General features: G+C 69.5%; 14 protein-coding genes. 6 read left to right on the top strand and 8 right to left on the bottom strand.

The genetic code is table 11. The features are described 5' to 3' along the window. Positions 1-35 precede the first annotated feature (35 nt). A complete protein-coding gene (locus tag ORI60_RS30830; protein WP_266041511.1) occupies positions 36-1337 on the bottom strand; it encodes a helix-turn-helix domain-containing protein in 1302 nt (433 codons plus the stop codon). Positions 1338-1787: 450 nt separating this feature from the next. On the opposite strand from ORI60_RS30830, the gene ORI60_RS30825 reads away from it, so the two are divergent. Then, a complete protein-coding gene (locus ORI60_RS30825; protein ID WP_266041510.1) occupies positions 1788-2435 on the top strand; it encodes a hypothetical protein in 648 nt (215 codons plus the stop codon). Positions 2436-2438: 3 nt separating this feature from the next. On the opposite strand, the gene ORI60_RS30820 is transcribed toward ORI60_RS30825, so the two are convergent. Continuing rightward, complete coding sequence (locus tag ORI60_RS30820; protein WP_266041509.1) at positions 2439-3248, bottom strand: hypothetical protein; 810 nt, start codon at positions 3246-3248, stop codon at positions 2439-2441. After that, a complete protein-coding gene (locus tag ORI60_RS30815; protein WP_266041508.1) occupies positions 3245-4123 on the bottom strand; it encodes an ATP-binding cassette domain-containing protein in 879 nt (292 codons plus the stop codon). Before ORI60_RS30815 ends, ORI60_RS30820 begins: the two co-directional genes overlap by 4 nt. A 542-nt stretch (positions 4124-4665) precedes the next feature. On the opposite strand from ORI60_RS30815, the gene ORI60_RS30810 reads away from it, so the two are divergent. The 5 genes from ORI60_RS30810 (at position 4666) to ORI60_RS30790 (ending at position 9019) form a co-directional block, all read left to right on the top strand. Next, positions 4666-4794, top strand: coding sequence for a hypothetical protein (locus ORI60_RS30810; RefSeq protein WP_266041507.1), 129 nt, complete (start codon positions 4666-4668; stop codon positions 4792-4794). A gap of 402 nt (positions 4795-5196) precedes the next feature. Continuing rightward, entirely contained in the window at positions 5197-7593 is a 2397-nt protein-coding gene (locus tag ORI60_RS30805; RefSeq protein ID WP_323055959.1) for a nitrate- and nitrite sensing domain-containing protein, read from the top strand. Between the two features lie 25 nt (positions 7594-7618). Continuing rightward, positions 7619-8056, top strand: a complete 438-nt coding sequence (locus tag ORI60_RS30800; protein WP_266041506.1) for a roadblock/LC7 domain-containing protein — start codon at positions 7619-7621, stop codon at positions 8054-8056. After that, positions 8053-8430, top strand: a complete 378-nt coding sequence (locus tag ORI60_RS30795; RefSeq protein WP_266041505.1) for a DUF742 domain-containing protein — start codon at positions 8053-8055, stop codon at positions 8428-8430. The genes ORI60_RS30800 and ORI60_RS30795 overlap by 4 nt, the downstream gene beginning before the upstream one ends. Next, a complete protein-coding gene (locus tag ORI60_RS30790; RefSeq protein ID WP_266041504.1) occupies positions 8411-9019 on the top strand; it encodes a GTP-binding protein in 609 nt (202 codons plus the stop codon). Before ORI60_RS30795 ends, ORI60_RS30790 begins: the two co-directional genes overlap by 20 nt. A gap of 52 nt (positions 9020-9071) precedes the next feature. Here the strand turns inward: ORI60_RS30790 and ORI60_RS30785 are convergent, their stop codons facing one another. The 5 genes from ORI60_RS30785 to ORI60_RS30765 form a co-directional block, all read right to left on the bottom strand. After that, complete coding sequence (locus ORI60_RS30785; RefSeq protein ID WP_266041503.1) at positions 9072-10433, bottom strand: tryptophanase; 1362 nt, start codon at positions 10431-10433, stop codon at positions 9072-9074. 24 nt (positions 10434-10457) lie between these two features. Beyond that, complete coding sequence (locus ORI60_RS30780) at positions 10458-11552, bottom strand: tryptophan dimethylallyltransferase family protein (protein ID WP_266041502.1); 1095 nt, start codon at positions 11550-11552, stop codon at positions 10458-10460. A gap of 373 nt (positions 11553-11925) precedes the next feature. Beyond that, positions 11926-12882 (bottom strand): lysyl oxidase family protein, encoded by a 957-nt coding sequence (locus ORI60_RS30775; RefSeq protein ID WP_266041501.1) that lies wholly within the window; start codon positions 12880-12882, stop codon positions 11926-11928. After that, a complete protein-coding gene (locus tag ORI60_RS30770) occupies positions 12858-14192 on the bottom strand; it encodes an NAD(P)/FAD-dependent oxidoreductase (protein ID WP_266041500.1) in 1335 nt (444 codons plus the stop codon). The genes ORI60_RS30775 and ORI60_RS30770 overlap by 25 nt, the downstream gene beginning before the upstream one ends. After that, entirely contained in the window at positions 14192-15016 is an 825-nt protein-coding gene (locus ORI60_RS30765) for a glycosyltransferase (RefSeq protein WP_266041499.1), read from the bottom strand. The genes ORI60_RS30770 and ORI60_RS30765 overlap by 1 nt, the downstream gene beginning before the upstream one ends. Positions 15017-15175 lie beyond the last annotated feature (159 nt).

Here is a 15175-nt window from a genome sequence, read left to right as displayed (position 1 = left end):
TCGACGCCCCCATCGTGCTGGTGTTCGGTGAATCGTCAGTGGAGCTGACTGCGCAGAGCCGCGTTGAGGCGGGGGTAGACCTCGCTGACCGAGGCCTGCCTGCGCTCGCGGCCCAGGAGCCTGGCCAGTTGCTTGAGGTCCTGGCGCACGGTGGCCGAGTCGACCAGGTCGGCGGCGTCGAGGACCTTCGCGGTCAACGCGCTCGCGTGGTCGATGTCTCCCGCGGAGGCGTAGGCGAGGGCGCGGCGGGCGCCGAAGCGCGCGTGGGTGCGGTGGGCGCTGTCCGGCACCAGCGAGAGCTGGCGGTCGAAGACGTCCGCCGCCTGGCGGGACTGGCCGAGGTCGTGCAGGCACCAGGCCTCGACGAGGCTGATCAGATCTGCGCCGCTGACCGAGGCGGAGCCGATGACCATGCCGTCGGCGTTGTCCGCCCTGGCGAGCAGGACGGCGGCGCGGTCGAGCGCCCGCCGGCAGTTGTCGTAGTCGCAGGCCAGCGCGTGGCCCTGGGCCTCCCGCAACGCGGCGAGCCCCTGGACGCGCGGGGAGGTGCCCGGCGCGGCCTGCGCCTGCTGGGCCAGGTCGACGGTGCCGGCGGCGTCGTCGCGGTAGAGCGTGATCAACGCCTGCCTGATCAGCGAGTACGTGGCCATCTCGGTGTCACCGGCCGCGGCGCCCATCTCGACGGCGTTGCGGGTCCACCACATCGCGGCCCGGTCGTCGCCGGCCTCCTGGGCCATCCACCCGGCGTACTCGCTGTAGCGGGCGGCGAGCCCCAGCAGCTGTTCGCGAACGGGCGCGGGGGCGCCGTTGGCCATGCCGCGCAACGTGTGGGTGTGCACCGTGACCATCGGCAGCACCACGCTCGGGCTCGTCGTCTGTCCCAGCTTCCTGACCTCGGCGAACAACGAGCGGAACGCCGCCAGCGTGCCGTCGTGGACCGCGCTGGCGGAGGCGGCGCGGGGAGCTCCCAGCGTCAGCCCGAGCAACGAGGCGGCGCCCGTCGCGATCGCCTCGCGCCGGGGCATCGGAACCATCCAGCTCGACCCGTCCGGAGCCATGCTCATCACCCACACTTCGCCGTCGCCGTCGGCCGCGACGGCTGCGAGCGGGCTCGCGGGGGCGGGCTGGTCCACCAGGGCTGCCAGGCGTCCACCGGCTCCGAGAACCGCGTCGCAGCGCCGGGCCAGATCAACACCTGGTTGCTTGAAGCCAGTCTCGATCTTGCCCAGATAGCCCTTGCTGTAGTGGACCTGCGCCGCCAGCGCCGCCAGCGACAGGCCCGCCGCGGTGCGCAGCCGCCGCAGCTCCACCCCAAAGACATCCGACTGCTCAGCCATTCGTCCCCGTCCTCGACCGCCGCCCCCAGGCGGCCGGTGAATCGACCGTTGCAGACTACTGAGCCGCTGGTCGCAGGCCCAGTCCCCCCGGAGCGCCGGCGTCGGCGGACGCCTGGCTGCCCTCCGAGTCTGATCCGCCGTCCCGCCGAATCCCAGGCGTCTCCCGTCGCCCGCGTGATCGGGAGACGGGAGACCCCTGCCCCGCGGAGCCGTTGCGGGACATGCTGGTTCCGGACGGCAACGCGAGACGTCGTCTTGTGCTGGGGGGTGTGGCGGCAGGCCGGGGCTGGGGGCTCAGCCTGCCGCCACAGACAAACATGTGGAGGGGGAGCAGAAGAGTGAACAGGGACTGGACGGGCGCGCCGTCCTGACCGCGCGTCACCCGGTCGTGCACCCGGTCGACCGCGCCGAACCGGCGCCGGAAGATCGCGGATGTGCTGAACTGACGGCATGGGTACGCGCACGATCCGTCGCACCGCACTGCTGGCCTGCATCGCGGCCCTCACGGCCTGCACCGCGCCACCAGAACCGCCGGTGGCCACGCCGGGACCGGAGCTGGACCCGCAGGCGGTCAACTACGACAACCTGGATTTCGTGAAGTCGCGGCCCGCCGTCTTCGACAACAGGTGCGGCACGCTTCCGCGCGACCTCCAGTCCGTGCTCGGACTGGAGTCCAAGCCCGCCGACGGCATGGGCGGCGGCTGCACCGCGCGGGAGCCGTGGGGGAACCTCTCGATCCACCTGTTCAGCCCGATGTCGAACCGCAGGTCGAAGGCCCAGTACTTCTCCGACGCCTGGAACGGCGACCTCGGCGGGGGCGGCTACTTCCAGCGGTCGATCCTGCTGGACCGCTACTACGCCATCACCAAGATCGCCGGTTCGGTCAACGACAGCTGCACGGTCACCGTCGACACCGGCTCCGAGCAGCCGTTCGAGGTCACCGCCTCGATGGACTTCGACGAGAGCCTCGCCCTGTCGGCCCAGGACGTCGACCAGCCGATCGACCGCGCCCTGCGCGAGTTCTGCCCCAGGGCCAGGGAGGCGGCGGAGAAGCTGCTGCCACTGATCGACGAGAACGGCGGCAGCCGGGCCGGCTGAGCCTCAGCCCGCGTCGCGCCGGCCGAGCACCACGAGCGAGACGGCGAGCAGCGTCAGCCAGATCACCAGCGACGAGATCGTCTGCGGCCATCCCGCGCCGTCACCGGCCATGTGCCAGGCCGCTTCGAGCGGGTAGATCAGCCCGAACACCTCCGGCAGCGCGAGGCGGGCCACCGCCAGCAGCGGCACGACCACGAAGAACACCGTCAGCGAGCCGCCCGTGTTCGGGATGAGCAGCGAGACGATCAACGCCGTGAGCAGCACCTGCGCGGTGGCGAGCATCGTCACGCCGAGCACCCAGCCCGGCCGTGAGCCGAGCAGGTAGGTGTGGTTGAGGCCCTGCGCCGCGCTCTTGATCAGCAACGGGTACAGGACGAACGTGAACACCGAGCACGCCAGCCACACGCCGGCGAGCACCGTGCCCTGCGCCAGCAGGTAGCGCGGGCGCGAGGGCTGCACCAGCAGCGTGGGCTGCACGCTCTTGTACTGCCACTCGCCCGCGACGAGCTTGATCACTGTCGCGAAGACCAGCAGCAGACCGAGCTGGATCACCATGAGCACCGGCTGCAGCTGCCTGCCCGCGCTCGCGAGGTTCGTCTGAGGCAACGTGAACAGCGCCATCAGCCCGATCAGGAACACCGGCGCGCAGGCCATCACGATCTTGTCCGACCGCGTGCCGACGAGCTTGCGCGCCTCCACCGCCACCAGCCGCCAGAACGACGACGACCGGGCGGCACGGGCGGCCCACGGGCCTGGTGCGGCAGGCGGCGCCGCCTGGTGCTGCTGCCACGCGGCCGGATGACCGACGGTCATGACCTACCCCCACTGGTCAGGCGGAAGAACAGGTCTTCCAGGCTCATCTGCTCCTCGCGCAGCCCCAGCAGCGGGATTCCCGCGGCGAACGTGACGTCGGAGATCCTCTCGACCGGCGCGTGCGCGGCGAGGAAGCCGTCCGGCGCGGGCTGGACGGCGATGCCGGCTCGCCGCAGCGACTCCGCCAGGCGGTTCACGTCCTTGGCGCGCACCAGGGAACGGGAGGAGGTGGTCAGGCTCGCCAGCGGCCCGTCCGCCACGATCCGCCCGCCGCCGATCACCAGCACGCGGTCGGCCGTCTGGTCCACTTCGGACAGGACGTGGCTCGACAGCAGCACGGTGCCTCCCCGGGAAGCGTGTGCCCGCAACAGGTTGCGCACCGCGCGGATGCCCTCGGGGTCGAGACCGTTGATGGGCTCGTCGAGCACGAGCAGCGGCGGATCGGTGAGCAGCGCGTGGGCGATGCCGAGCCGCTGGCGCATGCCGAGGCTGTACTTGCCGATCTTGCGGGTGGCGGCGTCGGCCAGCCCCAGCACCTCCAGCACCTCGTCGGCCCTGCGCGCGGGCACACCGGACAGCGTAGCGGCCATCCGCAGGTGGCTCCGGCCGCTGCGTCCTGGGTGGACGGCCGCCGCGTCGAGCAGCACCCCCGCGACGTGGGAGGGGTTGGGCCACGCGGTGAACGCGCGCCCCGCGATCGTCGCCTGGCCGCGATCGGGCCGGGTCAGCCCGGTGATCATGCGCAGCGTCGTCGACTTGCCGGCGCCGTTGGGCCCCAGGAAGGCGGTCACGGTGCCCGGCTGGAGCTCGAAGCCCACCTGATCGACGACGGTACGACCCTCGTAGGCCTTGGTCAGCCCCCACGCTGCAAGCACCTACTCACCGTAGCGGTAGTCACTGTCCGTCGCGGGCTGAATCGCCGTGTCGCGGTTCAGCCGCACGGCCCGCCTTTGGTGAAGATGGTGCACGTTCGCCGCTGAGGCAGAAGGAAAACCGCGGAGTCGCACCGTCGTCGAAGGACTTGCGGACGCGTTCGAGCCGGGCGAAAGCTTTTCAGTCCCGCGTGGACTCCGCCTCGGGGAGAGCGTGCGGACCGAGTCCGTCGTCCCGGTCGAAACGCACCAAAACGCCGGTCTTGTCCCCGAACGGATCGAGCGGCGGGTATCGGCGAGGTGCGCACCGGATTGGGTCCGGGGGCATGCGGGCAGAAATCAGACAGGAAACCGCCGGCGCGGGTGCGCGATCTTCGGGCCGCCGGGTGGCCCGCGGCTGTGGCCTAGGCCACTGCGGTGGTGGTCGTCGGCCTCGGCGCTCGGCCGGTAAGGCATTGGTGGGCACCGGCGGTTCCATCAGTGCCCGATCGTGTCATTGCGACGCGCGCCCACTCGGTGCTCCTCGTGGCCGGAGCTGTTGCGTCATGGCGGTGACCAGCGGCATCACGGCGTCCTCGGTGATGCGGGAGAGGCCGGTCCCCGTGATCACGATCGAGGAATGCCGTCTGTTGATCACGCCGGTCACCGTGATCGTCATGCGAATTCCCGAATAAGAGCCGGTGACGGATAGCGACGATTGGTCGCGCTCCGTTCTCGGGCAGGAGACGCCGTGCGCGGCTGTCAAGTTCGCGGTCAATAGCGCCGCGTTTCCACAGTTCAGTTAGCAAAAGCCCAGCTCGCATCCTTTCGCCCGCTCGGTCACGGAGGCCCGCCCCCGCCTGGGAGAGCGCGTTCATACACCACAACGAGCGAGACCGATCCTCGGAACGGGGGTGTTGCGTTGCGCATCCGACTGAGTACTCTGCACTCACCCCCTCAAGATCATCGCTGTTGGTCATGTTGATCATGTGGTGTTATCTTTCCGTCGCCAATTCGGGTGGTCGTGGAGCGTTGTGAAGCTGAAGAACGTGCCTGAGACGAATTACAAGACAATTCGTTCCCGGCTCACTGGTGTCGTGGTGGTTCCCAGCGTCGTCCTTCTGGCCATGTGGGCGCTGTTCTCGTCCTACACGGTGTTCGAGGGGCTCTACCTCCAGCTGGTCGCCTCCGGTGCGCGGGACGCGTCGATCCCCGCGGTCCAGTCGTTCGCGTCGCTGCAGAAGGAACGCGAGCTGTCCATGACGAGCCTGAGCCGGTCCGGCTCGAGCACGTCGGCGTTGCTCAATCAGCAGCAGGACACCGACAAGGACGTCGAGAAGATGAAGTCGGCGTTCGCGGAGCTCGCCTCCCAGGCGCCGCAGGAGATCGTCGACGGCATCAACAAGCTCAACGGCCTGCTCGACCAGCTGCCGGAGCAGCGGGAGCGGCTGGAGTCCGGCGCGACGTCCAAGGACGAGGTCTACCGCTACTACAACAGCGTGCTCGACGCCGGTGGCTCGCTGTTCGGCACGCAGGCCCGCATCGTGCCCGACGCCGAGACGGTGCAGGGCGCACTCGGCGCGCTGCAGTACTTCCAGGCCTCCGACGCGATGTCGCGGTCCAGCTCCGTCGCCGCGGGTGCGATCGTGACGGGCAAGTTCACGCCGGAGGAGCACCGCGAGTTCGTCAGCCTCGTCGGCGCGTACCACTTCACGCTCAACGTCATCGAGCCCACCTCGCTGCCGAACGTGCGCGACCACTTCAAGCGGCTCACCGGCAGCGCCCCGTACCAGCAGCTGGTGACCCTGGAGAACCGCCTGCTGCAGAACGCGGAACGGCCCATCGGGCAGCAGGTCACGCTGGCGGACTACGAGAACGCCACCCGCGCGGTCTCGCAGGAACTCACCACGATGGTGCAGGAGCAGTCCACCGGCGCGGTCAACATCGCCATGGCGAACGGCAAGGAGAAGTTCACCACCGTCCTCATCGGCAGCCTGATCGCCCTCATCGCGGTCATCGCCGGCATCTTCGTCGCGGTCCGCGTCTCCAACCGGTTGGTCAACAAGGCGTTGATCGTCCGCCTGATCAGCCTGAAGAGCGACTCGCTCAAGCTCGCGCACGAACGCCTGCCGGACATCGTCGAGCGGCTGCGCGACGGCAAGCACGTCGACGTCGCCGCCGAGGTGCCCGCGCTCGACTACGGCAACGACGAGATCGGGCAGGTGGCCGACGCGTTCAACGCGGCGCAGTACACCGCCGTCGCCGCGGCGGTGAAGGAGAGCCAGACCCGTGAAGGCGTGAACCGGGTCTTCCTCGACATCGCGCGCCGCAACCAGGGCCTCGTGCACCGCCAGCTCAAGATCCTCGACAAGCTGGAGCGCGAGGAGGAGAACCCCGACCACCTCGACGCGTTCTTCCAGCTCGACCACCTCGCGACCCGTGCGCGCCGCAACGCCGAGAACCTGATCATCCTCACCGGCGAGCAGCCGGGACGGCAGTGGCGCAAGCCCGTGCGCATGCTCGACGTCGTGCGCGCCGCCGTCGCGGAGACCGAGCAGTACGCCCGCGTGAAGGTGAACCCGGTGCCCGAGGTCGCGCTCGTCGGCGCCGCCGTCGCGGACACCATCCACCTGATCGCCGAGCTCGTCGACAACGCGACGTCGTTCTCCTCGCCGCGCTCGCAGGTCGAGATCCACAGCAGCGAGGTGCCGCAGGGTCTCGTCATCGAGATCGAGGACCACGGCCTCGGCATCAAGCCCGAGGACCGCGAGCTGCACAACAAGATGCTGGCCGCGCCGCCGGACTTCGAGGCGATGAGGCTGCGCGGCGAGTCCCGCCTGGGCCTGTTCGTCGTCGCCCGGCTGGCCGCGCGCCGCCACATCCACGTCGAGCTGCGCGACTGCCCGTCCGGCGGCACCATCGCGCTGGTCCTGATCCCGTCCGAGCTGATCGTCGGCGAGGTGGGCGCGGCCGACCCGGCCGACTCGCAGCAGATGCCCAAGCCGACGTTCCGCCAGCAGGCGCTGCAGCAGGCGTCGCGGTCACCGGAGGCCCTGGAGGCCTCGGTCCCGATGCAGGGCGACCTGGTGCGGGACTCCCGGCCGGGCGAGAGACCCACCGAGACCTTCCACCTGGACGACTTCTGGGCCGGGAGGGCAGTGGGAAACGACCGGACTCCAGGCCCGGACAGGGACCTGGACAGCAGCAGCGGACACATCGAGCTGCCCCGGGAAGACCGCCTGACCGGGGCCTGGCCGGCCGACGACCCGGCGGAAGGTGAGGCGACGACGCGTCAGAACACACGGCCGGAGCTGCCCCGCCGCAGGCGGCAGCAGCACCTCGTACCGCAGCTGGCCAACGACGAACTCCGGCCGATGCCCGAACTCGCGGAGTTCAACCCCGAGGAACGGGCGGAACGCACCCGCGACGGCATGTCCGCCTTCCAGCAGGGCACGCGTGAAGCCCGCCAGGCCGACGACGTCGTGGAACCGTGATCACGAAACTGAAAGGGCTATTTCCGTGGACGACCTGACCAGCGGGCACCCCGAGCTGAACTGGCTGCTGGAGGACCTCGTCGCGAGAGTGGTCGGTGCCCGGCACGCGGTGGTGCTCTCCGCGGACGGCCTGCTGCTCGCCCACTCTCCCGAGCTCTCCAAGGACGACTCCGACCACCTCTCGGCGATGGCGTCGGCGTTCCAGAGCCTCGCTCGCGGAACCGGACGGCACTTCGGAGGTGGGCAGGTCCGCCAGACCATCGTGGAGATGGAGCGCGCGCACCTGTTCGTCACAGCGGCGGGGCAGGGCGCCTGCCTCGCGGTGGTGGGTGACGAGGACGCGGACATGGGCATGATCGCCTACGAGATGAACATGCTCGTGAAGCGAGTCGGCGCGTACCTCTCGTCCGCGCCCAGAACACTGGCGTCGCCGAGGATGCCCAACCCCCTCGGGTTGTCATGAGCAACTCCTCGGACTGGTGGTACGACGAGGCGGCGGGCCCCATGGTCCGCCCGTACGCGATGGTGAGCGGCCGCACCAGGCCCAAGCCCGCGGGCGAGGACCTGACCCTGACCACCCAGGTCCGGGCGCTGCGCACGACGACGGACCAGGCCACGCTGTCGGTGGAGCACTTGGAGATCATCAAGCTCTGCCGGAAGCCGCTTTCCGTCGCCGAGGTCGCCGCCTACCTGCACGCGCCGCTGGTCGTGGTGAAGGTGCTCCTGAGCGACCTCATCCAGCGCGGTGACGTCATCACCAGCGGCCCGGCCACCACGGTGACCCCGGTCGACATGAACCTACTCCAGAAGGTGCTCGATGGTGTCCGTGCAATCTGATCGGCCCGATTCCGGGCAGGGCGGGGAAGAAGTCCTCGTGCCCTCGTCGGTCAAGATCGTCGTCGCCGGTGGTTTCGGCGTCGGCAAGACGACGATGGTCGGCGCGGTCAGCGAGATCACCCCGCTGCGGACCGAGGAACTGCTCACCGAGGCAGGCGAGGAGATCGACGACCTCTACGGCGTCGAGGGCAAGACCACCACGACGGTCGCGCTGGACTTCGGCCGCATCACGATCAACCCCGAGCTGGTCCTCTACCTGTTCGGCACACCGGGCCAGGACCGCTTCTGGTTCCTGTGGGACGAGCTCGCGATCGGCTCGATCGGCGCCGTCGTCCTGGTCGACACCCGCAGGCTCGACGCGGGCTTCGGCGCGATCGACTTCTTCGAGCGCAGGGGCATCCCGTTCGTCGTGGCGGTGAACTGCTTCCAGGGCAGCCACTCCTACACGGCGGAGGAGATGCGCGCGGCGCTCGACGTCGCGGACACGGTGCCGCTGGTGCTGTGCGACGCCCGCGACCGCGAGTCGTGCAAGGCGGTGCTGGTCCGCGTGATCGAGCACGCGATGAACCGCCTCGACGTGATGGCCTGACCCCGCTGTTCCTGAAGCCCTTGGTGCCGTGCGCCAAGGGCTTCAGCTCGTCCTACGGCCGGACCTGCTCCAGCCGGCACCGGAACGGCCGCAGGATCGGCGGCACCTCGGTGAGCCGGTAGCCGGGCACCCGCTCGGGCCGCTTCGCGATGGACGCGAGCGTCTCCGCCACGTACTCCAGGTGGCTGCGCGTGTACACGCGGCGCGGGATCGCGAGCCGCACCAGCTCGAACGGCGCGGGCGTGATCAGGTCGCCGGACGGGTCGATGTCGCCGAGGTAGAGCGAACCGACCTCGGCACACCGGATCCCGCCCGCGAGGTAGAGCTCCGACGCGAGCGCGTGGCCGGTGAAGCGGCTGGGCGGGATGTGCGGCAGCAGCCTGGCCGCGTTGAGGTAGACCGCGTGCACGCCCGCGGGCCGCACACTGTCCACACCGGCCTCCCGCGCGCAGTCGGCGAGGTACGCGGTGGCCTCGGCCCGCTCGCGCAGGTACAGCGGATCGGTGACCTCGACCAGGCCCTGCGCGCACATGTCGAGGTCGCGGCCGGACAGCCCGCCGTAGGTGCTGAACCCCTCGGTGGCGATCAGCAGGAGCTCGCACCGCTTGGCCAGCTCGCCGTCCCGCAGCGCGAGCATCCCTCCGATGTGGACGATGCCGTCCTTCTTGAGGCTCAGCACGCAGCCGTCGGCGAGCCGGAACGCCTTCTGCGCGATCTCACGCGGGCTGTGGTCGCGGTACTTCTCCTCCCGCTGCGTCACGAGCCACGCGTTCTCGGCGAACCGGGCCGCGTCGAGGATGAACGGCACGCCGTGCCTGCGGCACAGCTTCCGCACGGCCTTGAGGTTCGCGATCGACACCGGCTGCCCGCCGCCGCCGTTGTTGGTGATCGTCATGAGCACCAGACCGACGTCCTCGGGACCCTCCAGCAGTTCCTCGAGCGCGACGAGGTCGATGTCGCCCTTGAACGGCTCGTCGCTGTCGAGGTCCGCGAAGGCCGGCGAGGGGAGGTCCCGCACCACGCCGCCCGCCAGTTCGACGTTCGCACGGGTGGTGTCGAAGTGCGTGTTGCTGACCGAGATCTGTCCCGGCTTCAGCAAGGCGCTGAACAGGATGCGTTCCGCCGCCCGGCCCTGGTGCACGGGGAGGATGTGCTCGTAGCCCGTGAGCTCCTCGGCCACCTCGCGGAACCTGAACCAGGAGCGCGACCCCGCGTAGGTCTCGTCACCGCGCATGCCGGCGGCCTGCTGCTCCGCGGACAGCGCGCCGGTGCCGGAGTCGCTCAGCAGGTCGATCGTGACGTCCTCCGCCGTGAGGTTGAACTGGTTGTACCCGGCCTCGGCGTAGCGGCGTTCCCGGTAGTCGCGGGTGGTGATGGGAATGGGCTCGACGACCTTGATGCGGTACGGCTCCACGGCGGTGGCCTTCCTGGTGCAGCGTTAAGCGGATAGTGCGGTGGTGCGGGGTGGCGTGACGTCGTAGGCCTCGGAGGACAGGTAGACCGAGACTCCGGGCTTCGGCAGGCCCAGGCGCAGGGACACGTGGGCGATCAGCCCCACGCCGTCGCCGAGCGGTCTCCGCACGAGGCTCGCGAGAGCCATGACGAACGGCGTGGTGTCGAGCCCGCACCTCGCCATGATCGCCAGCACGCGTTCGCACGCCCCCAGGTCGTCCTGCACGTAGTCCCGCACCGGGATGTAGAGGGAGTAGCCGCTGGGCCGGTCGGTGTCGCCGGAGAGGAACGTGTAGCTCGACATCAGCGGGCGCCCGCTGAACGGTCCCGTGCCGCCGCGGGCGATCTCGCAGACGTCCGTCAGGAGTGCCGGGTCGACGTCCGGGGTGGCCGCCGCGGCCCGCGCCACGTCCGTGATCATCGCGTCGTCGTGCGACACGTAGGTCTTCACCCGTGCCCGGTTCTCGTCCGTCAGGTCGAGGGCGAAGAAGGAGAACCGGTCCAGCCCCTCGCGCCGCAGGCCGTGCTCGGCGACGACGGGGAAGGCCGAGTCGAGGCCGAGGCGGGCGAGTGCCTCCGCGACCAGTCCGGTCGCGCTCTCCCGGCCGCGCGCCTCGGGGTTGAGGTAGACCTTGACGGCCGGCGCGCCCGAGGGCTGGACGATCAGCGAGTACCAGAACGCGAACGCGCCCTGCGGGGCGTCCGGCAGGAACAGGTCGCGCACCCGGTCGAACTGCCCGAGCCTCAGATCGTACCGGTCCGCGAGCCGGTCCAGCACGCCGAGCGCGGCGGTCAGGTTGGCCTGTCTGTCCGGCTGCTCGGCGAGCGACTCGACGATCATGCGAACGGCGGGCCGTTCGTTTTGGGCCAAAGCCACCGAGAATTCCACGGGAGAGTGGTCGTCGGCGACGAGCGAAGGCCATCGGGGAACTGCGGAGAGGGGTGCCCGGCAGCCGGGGCCTAATGCCTCACCCAGCAGTTTTGTCGCCGTATTAGCGGAGTCCGCTAAACCGACGGCGCGCAGGAGGTTGCGTAGTTGGCCAATGGCGAAATCGTGCAGCGAGACGGCTGGCGCGCTCAAGATGGGGCACTCCTGATCGGCCGGGAATCAGCTCGGGTCGCAATCCTGACGGGGTGGAATCGCGAAGTGAATTCTCTCAACCAGCCACATGCCCAGGTCAAGAGCCAAGGGGGTTGCGTGCGACACTCTGGACTGTGATGAAGATTGCACCACTCGGTCTATTGACTTGACCGTTTTGACTGTTCTCCCGGGCAATTGCGTCTGCGAGTACGGGTGTGCTATGCGCGGACGCTAATGGTGTCGCAGAGTAAGATTTGTGCCATTAGCGGCCTGCGTGGTAAAGCGCCCGCATCAAGTCCGTTTGTCCCGGTACAAAAGAAACGGGGGTGCCCGCGAGGCGGACACCCCCGTTCGGGGCTTGTCGGGAAACTGCTCAGCTGCCCGGCTTGGCGCACCGCGCTTTCCCGGGACAGCTGCGGATCATGCGCACCGACGGCGCCTGTTCGATCGTGCTGGGCGGATTCACCGCGTTGTCGGGCCACTGCACGGAGATCGCGATCGACGACGCGTTGTTGTCGTAGTTCTTCTCCAGCAGCGCGCGGTCGGAGTTCACGACGTTCACGACGTCGTACACACCGGACTTCACGTGGGTCAGGTCGAGCCACTGGAAGTCGACGTCGTACTTGTAGTCGTCGCCGGAACCGACCGAGATGCCGAACATCACGTCCAAAGCGGACGGGTTGTGGTGCTCGCACATGTGGCCGTCCAGGCGCTGCGCGAGCTTGCCCTCCGGACTCTCCGGGTTCGACGGGCGGCGCGGGAGGTCGTCGGACACCGTGTAGCGGTCGCCGATGCAGAAACCGTTCTTGCGGTCCGTCACGACGACCTTGCCGTCCGGCGCGCGCAGCTGGAAGTACTCGAAGTTGAGCAGGTGCCAGTGCGTGTGCGTGGGAGCGGGCTCGTAGTAGGCGCTGGACCTGGTCTCGCGGCGCGCCTCGTTGTACGACCCGGCGATCGAACCGTCCACTCCGGACTGGATCGCCTGGCGCACGTCCATCGTGGGCGTGGCGGTGCTGTCGCGGTGGGCGTGCAGCAGCAACGGGCCGTCGCCCACGTTGTCGATCGACGTGGTGAACCGCAGCCGCACGGCCTGCGCGGTGCCACCGCGGAACATGCACTTGCCGCGGGGTGCCGAGGCGTCCTCGACGAGGCACACGTCCCAGGCGCGGCACAGCAGCGGGGAGCCGTCGTGACCGCCGGGGCAGCCGATGGGCGCCTGGCGGAGGTCGGGCAGCAGCGGCGCGGGGTCGGCCTGGACGTGCTGCGAGGAGACGAGGTTGACCGCGGTGAACGTCAGTGCCGCGATCACCGCGCCGATTCTGCTGACCATGCGCTGTTCTCCTGGGTCGGGGAGCTCCTGACGTCGCGCAGGAGCGTGGTCGTCACCGAGCGGGAGAGCTCGACGCTCGAGTTCCAGCTGGTGACGTCGGGGTAGACGTGGGCCGTGGTGGCGAGCAGCAGCCGCGTGCCGGGCACCTCGACGGCCGGGCGCTTCGTGAGGTACCCGAGCGGGTACACGGGTTCGACGAACGGTGCCTTGAACACGCGCACCTCGTCGACGTCGTCCGCCGTCAGTCCTTTGTGGAGGCCCAGCAGCTGCTCGGTCCACCGGCGGGCGATGCTCTCGGAGTCCTCGCGGTACAGCGCGGACTCGCGGTCGGTGTAGTGCATGACGTACACGAGGTGCCGGTCGCCGTAGCGCTCGGAGCCCGTCAGCGGGGTCATCTCGATCACGCCGTCGAAGTCCGTGCCCGAGCGGATCACCGGTGCCCAGTAGTGCCCGGACAGCGGCTTGCGCAGGAAGAACAGCGTGTTGACGACACCCTGGTACTGCAGCTGGACGTCCGGCAGCAGCGGCACGAGATCGGGGTCCGCGATGGCCCGCAACGCGGGCAGCGGGACCGTGGAGACCGCGTGGTCCGCCTCGATCGTCTCGCCGTCGTACGTCGTGACGAGCACCCGGTCCTCGCCGGCTTCGAGCCGCCCGACCGGGGCCGAGGTGCGGACCTCTCCGCCGTGCGCCTCGATGGACGCCCTCAGCGCGTCGATCACGCTCTTGTAGCCACTGGCCGGATAACCGCGCACCGACTCGTTGCTCTCGCGGCCGAGGCGTTGCCACACGTACAGCGCGGGCACGTCACCGAACGCGGCGCCGAACTTCGCGCCGAACAGCGGCGCGAGCAGCAGCTCCCAGATCTTGTCGCCGTACAGGCCGCGCAGCCAGTCCTCGGTGCGCATGCCGTCGAGGTCCTTGCCCTTGCCCAGCCTGCGCAACAGCAGCGAGACCACGCCGAAGCGGATCCGGTTCACGAGGCTCAGCGGCCGGAACCCCAGCAGGTCCAGCGCCGAGTTGAACGAGCGGTGCTCGCCCTCGACGATCATGCCCATCGAGGTGGGGTTCCAGCCGACGCTCTCGCGCAGGCCGACCTCGTCGAGCAGCTCCAGCAACGCCGTGTCGGTGGGCATCACGCAGTGGTAGAAGCGTTCCACCGACCGGCCGCGCGAGGTGAAGAACGTGCCGAGACCGCCGAGCTGGTCGCTCGCCTCCAGCAGCGTCACGGCCATGCCCTCGCGGGCGAGGCGGTGCGCGGTGGCGAGGCCGCAGATGCCCCCGCCGATCACGACGACGCGCTGCGGCATCAGAGCTTCCGGAACGGCACGGGCGCGAGGCGGTCACGCGTGAGCAGGAGCAGGTACTGCTTGAGCGTGCGGCCGAGCCGGAGCTTGCTGGCGCCGGGCTTGCGGTCGTAGCGCAGGTGCAGCGGGATCTCGCTGACGATCGGCCCGCAGTGCCGCAGCTTGAGCAGGAGCTCGACCATGCAGGCGAAACCGCGTTCCTCGACCAGGCGCTCGCCCCAGTGCGCGGTGGCGCGGCGCAGCAGGCTCACCCGGTAGGCGCGGAAGCCGCTGGTGAAGTCGCGGACCCCGTCGAAGTGCAGCACCTTGCCGAACACGACGCGGGCGCCGCGCGAGAGCAGCCGGCGCCACTGCGGCGCGGTCGAGTCGTCGCCGCCCGCGACGAAACGGGAGCAGATCACGACGTCCGCGCCCGCCTTGATCTCGGCCAGCATCGCGGGGAACACCCCTGGGTCGTGCGTGTCGTCGGCGTCCATGACGATCAGCACGTGCTCGGGCGCGGCCTCCGCGAGCGCCGCCCGCAGTCCTGACTGGACGGCCTGGCCGAGTCCGAGGTTGACCGGGTGGGTCACCAAGCGGACGTCGAGCCCGCGCACACCGGTCGCGCTCTCACCGGTGCCGTCCGACGACCCGTCGTCGACCACCCACACCGTGATCCGGTCGGCGAGGTCGGTGCCGGCGATGCGCGCCAGCAGGGACGGCAGCGCCACAGCCTCGTTGTAGGCGGGCAGGACGACGTGCACATCGCCGCACGTGCGAATCGGCTTCTGCACGATTGCGACCGGTTCACCGGCCGAATGCCGGATGCCGTGTTCGTCGACTCTCACTCTGGCGCCCCCTCTTCGGTGGCTCGTGGTTGATGGCGTGAATTATTGACACGGCGTGCTAAAGCTTTGAGTGCGGCCCTGGGTGAGTTCAGGGCAGGAACAACGTCGAAACCTCACCATCTGCGTTCATGTGGGACACCGAAGAGGGAATATTGATAC

The organism is Lentzea sp. NEAU-D7 (assembly GCF_026242055.1).
GTDB lineage: Bacteria > Actinomycetota > Actinomycetes > Mycobacteriales > Pseudonocardiaceae > Lentzea.
Note: the sequence above shows the minus strand (reverse complement) of the source record. Positions and strands in the feature narration are given on the sequence as shown.